General features: G+C 67.0%; 13 protein-coding genes. 9 read left to right on the plus strand and 4 right to left on the minus strand.

The genetic code is table 11. The annotated features are described in order from the left end of the window. The first annotated feature begins 143 nt into the window (after positions 1-143). Positions 144-1,559 carry a M48 family metalloprotease gene (locus tag ACQY9P_RS18515; RefSeq protein WP_421737760.1) on the plus strand — a complete coding sequence of 472 codons (1,416 nt, stop codon included), beginning with the start codon at positions 144-146 and terminating at the stop codon, positions 1,557-1,559. 26 nt (positions 1,560-1,585) lie between these two features. Continuing rightward, a complete protein-coding gene (locus ACQY9P_RS18520) occupies positions 1,586-2,326 on the plus strand; it encodes a DsbA family protein (RefSeq protein ID WP_421737759.1) in 741 nt (246 codons plus the stop codon). 31 nt (positions 2,327-2,357) lie between these two features. Here the strand turns inward: ACQY9P_RS18520 and ACQY9P_RS18525 are convergent, their stop codons facing one another. Both ACQY9P_RS18525 and thiS read right to left on the minus strand, forming a co-directional pair. After that, a complete protein-coding gene (locus ACQY9P_RS18525) occupies positions 2,358-3,161 on the minus strand; it encodes a thiazole synthase (RefSeq protein WP_421737758.1) in 804 nt (267 codons plus the stop codon). 56 nt (positions 3,162-3,217) lie between these two features. Then, positions 3,218-3,418, minus strand: coding sequence for a sulfur carrier protein ThiS (gene thiS, locus ACQY9P_RS18530; protein ID WP_421737757.1), 201 nt, complete (start codon positions 3,416-3,418; stop codon positions 3,218-3,220). A 78-nt stretch (positions 3,419-3,496) separates the two neighbouring features. Between thiS and aroQ the strand changes: the two genes are divergently transcribed. From aroQ to aat, 4 genes are read left to right on the plus strand one after another with little or no spacing between them, the layout of a single operon-like run. Continuing rightward, positions 3,497-3,940 (plus strand): type II 3-dehydroquinate dehydratase, encoded by a 444-nt coding sequence (aroQ, locus tag ACQY9P_RS18535; protein ID WP_421737756.1) that lies wholly within the window; start codon positions 3,497-3,499, stop codon positions 3,938-3,940. Between the two features lie 53 nt (positions 3,941-3,993). After that, on the plus strand, positions 3,994-4,509 hold the full coding sequence (gene accB / locus ACQY9P_RS18540; RefSeq protein ID WP_421737755.1) for an acetyl-CoA carboxylase biotin carboxyl carrier protein: 516 nt from the start codon (positions 3,994-3,996) through the stop codon (positions 4,507-4,509). Positions 4,510-4,514: 5 nt separating this feature from the next. Next, positions 4,515-5,858, plus strand: a complete 1,344-nt coding sequence (gene accC / locus ACQY9P_RS18545; RefSeq protein WP_421737754.1) for an acetyl-CoA carboxylase biotin carboxylase subunit — start codon at positions 4,515-4,517, stop codon at positions 5,856-5,858. A 14-nt stretch (positions 5,859-5,872) separates the two neighbouring features. After that, positions 5,873-6,523: a leucyl/phenylalanyl-tRNA--protein transferase gene (gene aat / locus ACQY9P_RS18550; RefSeq protein ID WP_421737753.1), complete on the plus strand. Its 651-nt coding sequence runs from the start codon at positions 5,873-5,875 to the stop codon at positions 6,521-6,523. On the opposite strand, the gene ACQY9P_RS18555 is transcribed toward aat, so the two are convergent. Beyond that, positions 6,460-7,086, minus strand: coding sequence for a DUF2155 domain-containing protein (locus ACQY9P_RS18555; RefSeq protein WP_421737752.1), 627 nt, complete (start codon positions 7,084-7,086; stop codon positions 6,460-6,462). The genes aat and ACQY9P_RS18555 overlap by 64 nt on opposite strands. A 4-nt stretch (positions 7,087-7,090) precedes the next feature. Then, a complete protein-coding gene (locus tag ACQY9P_RS18560; RefSeq protein WP_421737751.1) occupies positions 7,091-7,486 on the minus strand; it encodes an NADH:ubiquinone oxidoreductase subunit NDUFA12 in 396 nt (131 codons plus the stop codon). 219 nt (positions 7,487-7,705) lie between these two features. On the opposite strand from ACQY9P_RS18560, the gene ACQY9P_RS18565 reads away from it, so the two are divergent. From ACQY9P_RS18565 to ACQY9P_RS18575, 3 genes are all read left to right on the plus strand, one after another. Next, positions 7,706-10,411 (plus strand): ribonucleotide reductase, encoded by a 2,706-nt coding sequence (locus ACQY9P_RS18565; RefSeq protein WP_421737750.1) that lies wholly within the window; start codon positions 7,706-7,708, stop codon positions 10,409-10,411. Between the two features lie 71 nt (positions 10,412-10,482). Then, positions 10,483-10,986, plus strand: coding sequence for a pentapeptide repeat-containing protein (locus ACQY9P_RS18570; protein WP_421737749.1), 504 nt, complete (start codon positions 10,483-10,485; stop codon positions 10,984-10,986). A 94-nt stretch (positions 10,987-11,080) separates the two neighbouring features. Next, positions 11,081-12,013 carry a pentapeptide repeat-containing protein gene (locus ACQY9P_RS18575; RefSeq protein ID WP_421737748.1) on the plus strand — a complete coding sequence of 311 codons (933 nt, stop codon included), beginning with the start codon at positions 11,081-11,083 and terminating at the stop codon, positions 12,011-12,013. The last annotated feature ends 24 nt before the right edge of the window (positions 12,014-12,037 follow it).

Here is a 12,037-nt window from a genome sequence, read left to right on the forward strand (position 1 = left end):
GATCGTGGACGGCCGGGCCCTGGCTCGGCCGTCCACGACGCCTATATGGGCTGGTGACGGAAGATGGAAAGCAGCGGTTCACAGACCGCGGAAATCCACGTTACATTGGCCTCGATCGCGGGGGCGCGACCTGGAGACACTGGATGACCTCCCGCACGCGGTGGGCTGAAAAACGGTTCCGCGCCCTGTGTTCCGTCGCGATCGTGACGGCGATCAGCCTTTCCGCGCCGGTGTCCGCACAAGCCCAAGACGGCGAATCCCTGATCCGCGACACCGAGATCGAGGAAATCCTCCTTCACGACGCCGTGCCGATCTTCCGGGCCGCCGGCCTGGATCCCAAGTCCGTGCACATCCTGCTGATCGGCAGCAAGGAACTGAACGCCTTCGCCGCGCCGGGCATCATGGGCATCAATACGGGCCTGATCCGTCAGTCCGAAAACCCTAATCAGCTCAAGGGCGTCATCGCCCACGAAGTCGGTCACTTGCAGGCCGGCCACTCGTTTCGCTCCGGGGACATGACGAGGGCCGGCCTCAAGCCGATGATCCTGACGATGGGCCTTGGCGTTCTGGCCGCCCTGGCCGGCGCGCCGGACGCTGGCGCGGTGCTATTGGGCAACGCCAGCTTCTTTGGCCAACTGGGCGCGCTGGGCTACAGCCGCGAGCAGGAAGGCCGCGCCGACCAGGCCGGGGCCACCCTGCTGGAAGCCACCGGCCAGTCCGGACGCGGCCTCGTCGAGTTCTTCGACAACTTCCGCTACCAGGAGGTTTTCGACCAGTCGCGGCGCTTCGCCTACTTCCGCAGTCACCCGCTCTCCTCTGAGCGGATCGACGCCTTGCGCAACCGCGTCGAACACCTGTCGAACTACGAGCAGGTCGACACGCCGGAGGATCTGGCCGAGCACGAGATCATGAAGGCCAAGCTGGAAGGGTTCATGAACCCTCAGTCGGCCCTGATCAAATACAAGGAAACCGACCGCAGCTATCCGGCCCGGTATGCGCGCGCCATCGCCTACTATCAGATGAAGGAGCCCGATCGCGCCCTTGGCCTGATCGACGGCCTGCTGACCGAGCAGCCAAAAAACCCTTACCTGTGGGAACTCAAGGGCCAGGTTCTGTTTGAATTCAATCGCGTTCAGCTGGCCGAGGCGCCTCAGCGCCGGTCGGTGGAACTAAAGCCCGACGCGGCTCTGTTGCGGATCAATCTGGGCCAAACCCTGATCGGCCTCAATGATCCCAAGAAGGTCGAGGAAGGCGTGCAGGAGCTGAAACGCGCCCTGCTGGCCGAGAACGACAACGCCGTCACCTGGCGTCTTCTGGCCCAGGCCTATGACCAGCAGGGCAAGGACGGCGAAGCCCGTCTGGCCACCGCCGAGCAGTATTTCTCCATGGGCGCGCCGCAGGAAGCCCGGGTGTTCGCCATGCGCGCCCGCGAACTCCTGACCAAGGACACCCCCGAATGGCGGCGCGCGACGGACATTGTCCTGGCCTCGCGCCCCAGCAACCAGGACCTCAAGGATCTGGCAAAGGAAGGCGCGACCCAGTCCGTCTTCCGCCGCTGATCATCGACATCGTTTCCGGGACTCTCATGAACCTGACCCACCGCGCTGGCGTTTTCGCCGCCTCGCTCGCCCTTTCTGGCGCCCTGATGACCGGCTGTGCGCCCGCTAAGCCCGACAAGGCCTTCGGCGATAGGGTTCGCGCCTACCTGCTGGAGCATCCCGAGGTGTTGCTGGAAGTCAGCGCCAAGCTGGAACAGAAGCAGGCGGCCAAGGTCGCCGAGACCGGTCGCAAGGCCATCGGCCAGTATCGTCAGGCGATCGAACGCGATCCACGCGACTTCGTCGCCAATCCGAACGGCGTGGTCACCGTCACCGAGTTCTTCGACTACCGCTGCGGCTATTGCAAACAGGCCGCGCCGGAGATCGTGAAGCTGATTCAGGAAAACCCCGACGTCCGGTTCGTGTTCAAGGACTTCGTGATCTTCGGCCATGATTCAGAGGCCGCCGCACGCCTGTTCCTCGGGGCCAAGGACCAGGGCAAGGATCTGGCGCTGCACCAGGCTCTGATGGCCGAGAAGAGCCTGGACGAAGCCGCCGCTCTGCGAATCGCCGCCGGCCTCGGCATCGACATCGCCAAGGCCCGCGCCGCCGGCGCCAGCCAGGCGACGACCCAGCACCTGGCCGACACCCACGGCCTGGCCCAGGCCTTGGCCATTGAAGGCACGCCGGCCTTCATTATCGGCGACCAGCTGATTCCCGGCGCGGACATGAATGCCCTGAAGCTGGCGATCGCTCAGGCCAAGGCCGCCAGGGTCAGAAAGGCCTGATCGCAACGGGCCGGCTGCTCGACCTGAAGGTCTAGATCAGGCCCGCCAGCGGCGAGCTGGGATCGGCATACATCCGCTTGGGCATCCGACCGGCCAGATAGGCCTCGCGGCCCGCGATGACCGCGTGCTTCATGGCGCGGGCCATGCGGATCGGATCCTTGGCCTCAGCGATGGCGGTGTTCATCAGGATGGCGTCGCAGCCCAGTTCCATGCCGATCGCGGCGTCAGACGCCGTGCCGACGCCGGCGTCGACCAGCACCGGGACCTTGGCGTTTTCGATGATGATTCTGAGGTTCACACGGTTCTGGATGCCCAGACCCGAGCCGATCGGCGCGCCCAGCGGCATGATCGCCACCGCGCCGGCCTCTTCCAGCTTGCGACAATAGACCGGATCGTCCGAGCAATAGACCATAACCTGGAAGCCCTCGGCGACCAGCAGCTTCAGAGAGCGCAGGGTCTCTTCCATGTCGGGATAGAGGGTCTTGGGATCGGATAGCACTTCCAGCTTCACCAGATCCCAGCCGCCGGCCTCGCGGGCCAGCCTTAGGGTGCGCACCGCGTCCTCGCCGGTGAAGCAACCAGCGGTGTTGGGCAGATAGGTGAAGCGGTCCTGCTTGATGTAGTCGACCAACAGGGGCTGGGTCGGATCGGTCAGGTTCACGCGGCGCACGGCCACGGTGACGATCTCCGCGCCGGCGGCTTCTGCGGCCGCCGCATTGGTCGCGTAGTCCTTGTATTTTCCCGTACCGACGATCAGTCGCGAGGTGAAAGTGCGGCCAGCGACGGTCCAGGTGTCATCGGCGGCGACGGAGTCGGGGGAAACATGCGCGTTCATGCGGCTGGTTTACGCCTGCGGAAGTCCGGTTTCAAACCCGTAGAACCCGCAGCGTTCTAGCCGCCGCCAATAAAGGTGACGATCTCGATGCGATCGCCATCCCCGAGCGCCGTATCGCCATAGGTCGAACGCGGCACGATCTCCAGATTGCGTTCAACGGCCACCTTGCGGGCGTCCAGACCCAATGCGACGACCAGATCCGCGACGCTGGAAACCCCGGCGATGTCCCGCTCGTCGCCGTTCAATAAAAGCCTCATCTCACCTCCTGAGCGAGCCCTGCTTGTGACCCGGCGGAACCGGCTATACAAGACCTTCGGAATCGACGGCGGAGCCGAATGGTAAAACCGATCCATGTGCTGAGCGGCCCGAATCTCAACCTGTTGGGAACGCGTGAGCCCGAGATCTACGGCAAGGACACGCTCGACGATGTCCGGGCGCGCTGCGAGGCGCGTGCGGCTTCGCATGGGCACTCCGTGGTCTTCCGGCAGTCCAACCATGAGGGTCAGTTGATCGACTGGGTGCAGGAGGCGCGTGTGTCTGCCTCGGCCCTCGTGATCAATCCGGCTGGCTACGGCCACACCTCGATCGCCTTGCTGGACGCGCTCAAGATGTTGAGCATCCCGGTGATCGAGTGCCACCTTTCCAACCCGGCGGCGCGGGAGGAATTCCGCCGCCACACCTATGTCTCGCTGGCGGCCACGGGGATCGTCTCCGGCTTTGGCGCGGCGAGTTATGAACTGGCGATCGAGGCCGCTATCGGCCTGATCGGCGCGAACTAGGTCCAGCCCGCTGGCGTGCAGTCGCCGCGAGCCAAGAGAACAAGGTAGCTTCAATGTCCAATCCCAAGGCTTCCGCCGATCCGGTCGAGACTCCGTCGATCGACGCCCGCCTGGTCCGCAAACTGGCGGACATCCTGAAGGACACCGGCCTGAGCGAGATCGAGGTCGAGCATGCGGGCCTGAAAATCCGCGTGGCCCGCGAACTGACCGTGGCCGCCGCGGCCACCACCTATGTCCAGGCCCCGCAGGCCTATGCGCCGCAGGCCGCGCCAGCGCCGGCCGCCGCTCCGATCACTGAAGCCGTCGCCTCAGCCGCGCCCGCCGCCCGCGCTGCGGGTGATCTGGTCAAGTCGCCGATGGTCGGCACGGTCTACATGTCGCCCCAGCCGGGCGCTGACGCGTTCATCAAGGTTGGCGACACCGTCGCCGCCGGCCAGACCCTTTTGATCGTCGAAGCGATGAAGACGATGAACCCGATCTCGGCCCCCAAGGCCGGCAAGGTCGTCGAGATTCTCGTCGGCGACGCTCAGCCCGTCGAGTTCGGCGAGCCCCTCGTCGTCATCGAGTAACGATCATGTTTGACAAGATCCTGATCGCGAACCGGGGCGAGATCGCGCTCCGGGTTCACCGCGCCTGCAAGGAGATGGGCATCGCCACCGTGGCGGTCCACTCCGAGGCCGACTCCAATTCGATGTGGGTTCGCCTGGCCGACGAAAGCGTCTGCATCGGCCCCGCCCCCGCCGCCAAGAGCTATCTGAACATCCCGTCGATCATCGCCGCCTGCGAGATCACCGGCGCCCAGGCCGTTCACCCCGGCTATGGCTTCCTGTCGGAAAACGCCCGCTTCGCCGAGATCGTCGGCGCGCACGGCTTCACCTTCATCGGCCCCAAGCCCGAACACATCCGCTTGATGGGCGACAAGATCACCGCCAAGCAGGCGGTGAAGGACGCGGGCATCCCGGTCGTCCCCGGCTCTGACGGCGGCTTGGCCACAGAGGAAGAGGCCTTCGCGGCGGCCGACAAGATCGGCTTCCCCGTTCTGATCAAGGCCGCCTCCGGCGGCGGTGGTCGCGGCATGAAGGTGGCCCAGACACGAGAAGACCTGGCTGAAGCGGTTTCGACCGCGCGCTCGGAAGCCCGTGCGGCCTTCGGCGACGACACGGTTTACATGGAGCGCTACCTCCAAAAGCCGCGCCACATCGAGATCCAGGTTATCGCCGACAGCCATGGCAATGTGGCGCACCTGGGCGAACGCGACTGCTCGCTGCAGCGCCGCCACCAGAAGGTGCTGGAAGAAGCCCCCTCGCCCGCTCTCGGCGCGGCCGATCGCGCCAAGATCGGCAAGATCGTCGTCGATGCGGTCAAGGCCATCGGCTATCTGGGTGTCGGCACCATCGAGTTCCTTTGGGAGAATGGCGAGTTCTTCTTCATCGAGATGAACACCCGTCTGCAGGTCGAACACCCGGTCACCGAAGCCATCACCGGCATCGACTTGGTGCGCGAACAGATCCGCATCGCCGCCGGTCTGCCGCTGTCGTTCAGCCAGGAAGACGTCGTCTTCGAGGGCCACGCGATCGAGTGCCGGATCAATGCCGAGAACGCGCGGACCTTCACGCCGTCGCCCGGCACCATCACTGACTTCCACGCCCCCGGCGGCCTGGGTGTTCGTCTGGATTCGGCGATCTACACCGGCTATGCGATCCCGCCCTATTACGACAGCCTGATCGGCAAGCTGATCGTCCACGGTCGCGACCGTCAGGAGTGCATCGCGCGCCTGAAGCGTTGCCTGGGCGAGATGGTCGTCGGCGGCATCGAGACTACGATCCCGCTGTTCCAGGACCTGCTGGTGCAGCCCGACATCCTGGCCGGCGACTACGACATCCACTGGCTGGAGCGCTGGATCAAGGCGCAGGGATAGGGACGAGGGCGCGAATGGACGCCTTCACGGTCGACGATCTCATCACCTGTTACCAGCGCGGCGTCTTTCCGATGGCCGACGCCCGGCATGACGAGAGCGTCTTCCTGATTGATCCCGAGCGACGGGGCGTGTTGCCGCTGGACGGCGTGCACATTCCCCGTCGACTGGCCCGCACGGTGCGCGCCAACACGTTCGAAATCCGGATCGACAGCGCCTTCGACGCCGTGGTCGAGGCCTGCGCGACCTCTCGTCCCGGCCGCCTGGAAACCTGGATCAATGCGCCGATCCAGCGTCTCTACGGCGAGCTCTTCGCCCGCGGGCTGGCCCACAGCGTCGAATGCTGGCGAGACGGCGCAATGGTCGGCGGTCTCTACGGCGTTTCTCTGGGCGCGGCGTTCTTCGGCGAGAGCATGTTTTCCACGGAACGAGACGCCAGCAAGGTTGCGCTGGCGCATCTGGTGGCGCGATTGCGGGTTGGCGACTATCGACTCCTGGACACCCAGTTCATCACTGACCACCTGCTGCAATTCGGGGCGCTGGAGATTTCACGCGCCGACTATCGACGCCGTCTGGCGCGCGCCTGGCCTGGCGAGGCCGACTTCTACCGATTGTCGACGGGCGCGACCGGCGCCGACGCCTTGCAGGCGATCAGCCAGGCGTCATAGACCGGGTGCTGAAGCGGGTTCATGCCCGGTGAATTGGCATACATCCAGCCCTTGTACACCTGACGCCCGGGTGGGGCGACGCGGCCCGCCACGGCCTTGGGTTGGGTGTCGATGACCACATAGGCCGCTGATTCCGGAGCCACCTCGTCCGGCGCGGCGGTTTCGCAGGCGCGGACGGTGAAGATCAGGGTCTTGTAGCGAATAGGCTGACCGATCGGCGCCTCGAAGCGCATCGTTTCGGTCGTCACCTTGTCCAGCGCCTGAATGATCGCGACCGAAGAGCGGCCCCGCTTGACTGGTTCCGCCGGCTCAGCCGGTTTGGTTGGCGTCGTGGCGACAGGCTTTGGCGCGGGCGTCGGTTTCGCGGTCGGATCGATCTGGGTCGGCGCCGCCTGAGGGGCAGGCGTGGCCTCGCGCGCCACCTGCGGCTGGGGAGCCGGGGCGACGGGCGCTTGTGGAGCCGCAGGCGCGACCGGCGCGGCGGATTGGCGCGCGGCCGCTGAGCCGACCAGGACCAGGCCGACGACAGCGACGGTCGCGCCCAGAATCACCGATCGGCGCATCAGTCTATTCCGGCTTCCAGGGCTGGTAGTCGCTAGTCGCCACGGCGCGTTCGCCGCCACGGGCCAGGGAGCCCTTGGGACGCCAGGCGTGAACAGTGCCCGTGAGGTTGGGAATGTGATCCTTCTCCCAATCACGGCGCATCAACGGCGCCGTGGTCGGCGGCTCATCCAGGGTATAGTGCAGCCAACCGCTCCACTCGGCCGGAACCTTCGAGGCTTCGGCATAGCCGGTATAGATCACCCAGCGACGCTTGTGAGCGTCGTAGCTGTCATTGGCGTCACGGGCTTCGAAGTAGCGGTTGCCATAATCGTCCTGCCCCACGAACACGCCACGGCGGCCAATGTGGAACCGCTGACCAAGGGTCGCGCCATTCCACCACGTGAAGATCGCTTTCAGCACTGCGTTCGCACCCGAATTTGCAAGGACTTCTAGGGTCGCGGCGAGCGCGACGAAGCGGCCGGACTATAGGGCGGCCAGTCGATAGCGTCCAGCATCACACCGAACGATGGCGCTTCAACATCTTGTGGACCATACTCCCTTAGCCCCCAACATCTATTGAAGGCTGCTATGGGGCGCTCTAGATTGGCAGCCTCCCAGCGCCTAGACGCGGAATCGCACATGCGCATTCAATCCGGATATGTCGGTCAGCCCCCCGGGCTGGAGCGACGCGACCTTGAACGCAGCGATGCTTTCCTTGACGTCCTGGCGCCCGCGTCCTGGACCGATGCGCGTGTGGAGTGCTGGCTGGATTGGTCGGGAGCCCCCTTCGAGTCGGATTCGCCCTTGGGCGGCGGCCCCTCGCGCTACGCGGAACGGCTAGCCAAGGCGGGCCTGGCCAGGGGCGTCTTCGCCGACGCCGCCGACGCCGGCGCCTTCCGCGACGCCCTGCTCACGACAATGCTCACCGGTGTCGCTACGCCAGCCAGCCCGGCAGCGGGCCTGGACCTGCTGCCGGACATCGCCCAGATCGAGTTTCGCCGCCTCGCGGAGGGCCATGTCGCCCGTCGACGGGGCCACCTGCTCGCCAGCAAGGCCGCAGCGAAGCTCGACTCCGCCCTCGCCCAGGTCGGCGATGCGGTTCAACGATGCCATGGCGACGCGAAGGCCTGCTCCGATCCCAGCAAAAATACCGCGCTGGCTCGCGCCGCCCGTCGGGCCCGCGACTTGGGCGCGGACGATCGGATGATCTCCGACGCCATCGCCATGGCCGGGATAGACCGCACACCGTTGCCCGATCCGAACGCGGTGCCCGACATCGCGATGGTCGCCTCGGCCTCGCGCTCCACCGTCGCCGCCGGCGACGACGACGCGAGTCATGCGGCCCAGATCGGCTGGGAGACCAGCGCCCTCACCCTCGCCCTGTCGCCGGAGGACGCCGAGGCCGTGGCTCGCGGCGCGACGCTCGGTGCGGCGATCGACGCCTCGGCCTTCCAGTCGGGCGACGCTTTCAATATCCAGGGCTTCAGTTACGCCGTCCATCTGTGGACGACGGCGCTGGAAATCGAGCGCGGCGCGCAGCGCGCGGTAATTGGTCTGGCAGGCGTCGGCGACTGGCTGCTGGCGCAAGGCCTCTCGGTGGCCAGCAGCGACGGCCGAGATGGAGCCGCCGCCCTCTGGGCTCTGGCCACGGGCGCGGCCCTGGCCGCCAGCGCCGAAGTCGCCGCCACCCTGGGCGCCGATCCGATCTTCACCCAGGACCGGCAAGCCGTGCTGCGTGGCTTGGCCGAGCGTCGCGTTCGAGCCGCGGCGCTCCGCTCCCCGCTAGCGGCCGAGGCCGCCACGGCGCTGGCCATGGCTCATGGCCTGGCCAAGAAGCACGGCCTGCGATCCTCAACGCTCACCGTCGCCTTCGAAGACGACGAGGCCAGCCTGCGCCTTGGCGGCGCGCGGATGGGCTGCGCGGGCGCTGCGTCTCCGGTCTCGACCGCACAGACCGCGGACGGCCTGTTGGTGCCGTCGTTCAGCGCCGCGACCTTCGCCTTTCTGACGGGCAGCGAGGCCGACATCGACGGCGCGCGACGTCATGCTCTGGGTCATGGCTCCCTCGCCGACGCGCCTTCCATTGACCATCAGACGCTGCAAGCGCGAGGCTTCACCGCACACGAGATCGAAATGGTCGAGGGCGTGCTGCGGTCAGCCGGCGGGCTTCGCGAGGCTTTCGCCCCGAGCGTGGTGGGCGCGGGCTTTCTGAGCGACGTGCTGGGCGCGCCATCCCGGGCGCTGACCCAACCCCATTTCGACACCCTGGCCTTCGCGGGCTTTTCACCAAGCGAGATCCGCGCAGCCGAGCGTTACGCGCTGGGAACCGGCGGCCTCTCCGATTGCGAAGCCTTGACCGCCGAAGTGCGGGCGACATTCCAGGCGATCGAGGCCCCGGCTCTGGCCGATCGACTGGCGATGGTCGCGGCCGTCGAGACCTTCACCTGCGCGCCAGCCCCTGTCGCCCTGCACCTCCCCTTCGACGCGCGGCCGGTGGATGGCGTTCGACTGCAGGCCGCCGCGGCTCGAGCGGGCGTTCGCGCCCTGCGCCTGAGCCGGGCCGATGTTCCCGCCGACTTCCGGCTGGACCTGCCGGAAGAGCCCACTGAAGCGCCACGGCAGGCGGCGCGCGAGCAGGTCGTCACCGAGCGGGTGGTCGAGAAAATCGTCGAGCGCGACCGCTCGCGCCGCAAGCTGCCCGACCGTCGCAAGGGCTACATCCAGAAGGCGGCCGTTGGGGGCCACAAGGTCTATCTGCACACCGGCGAGTATGACGACGGCGAAGTCGGCGAAATCTTCATCGACATGCACAAGGAAGGCGCCGCCTTCCGCAGCCTGATGAACAATTTCGCCATCGCGGTCTCTCTGGGCCTGCAGCATGGCGTGCCGCTGGACGAGTTTGTCGACGCCTTCGTCTTCACCCGCTTCGAGCCAGCGGGGCCGGTGACGGGCAACGACTCCATCAAGTCCGCGACCTCGATCCTCGACTATGTGTTTCGCGAACTGGGCGTCTCGTATCTGGGGCGTGATGACCTGGCCAACGCCGACCCGCAGGAGTTCAACGCCGACGGCCTGGGCCATGGCAAGGCCGACGCCGCCGAGGCGGAAGCCGCGCCCCTGCCCGCCAGCAAGTTCATCTCCAAGGGCTTCTCGCGCGGCGCTGCGCCCGACAATCTGGTGTTCCTGCCGTTCGGCGGACGCAAGTCCGAGGACGGCGCCCGCCCCACTGTCGGTGAAGCCGATGTCTGCCCGGCCTGTGGCGACATCGCCCTGACCCAGCGCGGCGCGATCACCGTCTGCGACAGTTGCGGCGTGCAGTCCAACCGGTCGGAGCCCGCGACCTGAGGTCGTTTGCCCGGCCTTAAACTTCCGGCGCCATCCTGATCGCGCCGATAGTCGCCAGGATGCGTTTCAAGATGACCCCGATCGCCCGTCTCGCCGTCCTGGCGCTCAGCGCCGCCGCCCTGGCCGGCGCCCTCCCCGCCCTGGCCCAGAACCCAAGCCAGATCGCCCGGGTTCGTAGCGGCGCGAGCTGCCCGGGCTGTAACCTGTTCCAGGCCGACCTCGCCAATCTGACCTTGCGCGGCCTGAACCTGTCAAAGGCCCGCCTGCGCCAGGCCGACCTGTCGACGGTCGTGATGAACCGCGCCAGCTTCTCGGGCGGCGATCTGCGCGACGTCAACGCCTATGGCGGCGTGTTTGGCGGCGCGAGCTTCGCCCGGAGCGACCTGACCAACGCCAGCTTCGTCGGCGCCTATCTGGAGGGCGCGAACTTTTCCGGAGCCAATCTGTCCGGCGCGAACTTTTCCGGCGCCGAGATGGATCGCGCCGTCGGCCTGTCCCAGAGCCAGCTGAACCGGGCCTGCGGCGACCAGTCCACCCGTTTGCCGCGTGGCCTTTCCATCCCCGGTTGCCGTTAAGTCGCTGTCATTACCGCGATTTAAGTGGCGCCCGGCGGCTCGCGGGGCCAAATCGTAACTCATGCAGTCGCGTATTGGCTGATAGGAGATTTCGATGTCCCGCTTGGGCGTTTCACTCGCAGCACTGACCCTGGGCCTGACGGCCCTGGCCGGCCAGGCGCAGGCCTCGAGCGAGGACAAGGACGTCGCCCGTCTGGTCTCGTTCGGCGGCGTGTGCGTCAGCTGCGAGCTGTCGGGCCGCAAGCTGACCGGCGCCAAGTTCACCGGCGCCAATTTCGCCAAGGCGATCCTGATCGGCTCGGACCTGCGCGGCGCGGCCTTCTACGGCTCCAACTTCCAGAGCGCCGACCTGACCCGCGCCGATCTGCGCGGCGCCGAGATGCGGGGCGCCAACTTCGCCTCCACCAATTTCACCGACGCCCGCCTGTCGGGTGTCGAGAGCAGCGGCGCCAACTTCCAGAGCGCCAACCTGACCCGGGTCGACCTTTCGGCGTCGGAGCTGCACGGGGCCAACATGGTCGGTGCCGTGCTGAACCGCGCCAACTTCTCCAACGCCGAGCTGACCGGCGCCAACCTGGTTTCGGTCAACGCCCGCGACGGCAACTTCCGCAACGCCGAGCTGAACGGCGCCAACCTGACCAACGGCCGCTTCGACGGCGCCGACTTCCGGGGCGCCGAGTTCAACGCCGCCAACCTGCGCGGCGCGGTGTTCAACGGCGCCGACTTCCGGGGCGCCGACCTGTCGAACGCCATGATCGGCGGGGCCGACCTGTCGGGCGCCCGGGGCCTGGACCAGGACCAGCTGGACGAAGCCTGCGGCGACGGCGTCACCCGCCTGCCCCGCGGCCTGACCGTCCGCTCCTGTCACGGCGACCGCCGCCAGATCCGGGTCATCGTCGACTTCCAGCGCGCCCAGGCCGAGGCCCAGAGGGCCGCCGCCGAAGCCCAGAAGGCCGCCGGCGTCGCCGCCTGGGCCGCGCCCGCGCCGCCCAAGCCGCCCAAGGCTCCCCAGCCTCCCAAATACTGACCGTCCGCCCCATACGGTCAAAAG

Origin of the sequence: Caulobacter sp., assembly GCF_965279145.1 — a bacterium.
Lineage (GTDB): Bacteria > Pseudomonadota > Alphaproteobacteria > Caulobacterales > Caulobacteraceae > Caulobacter.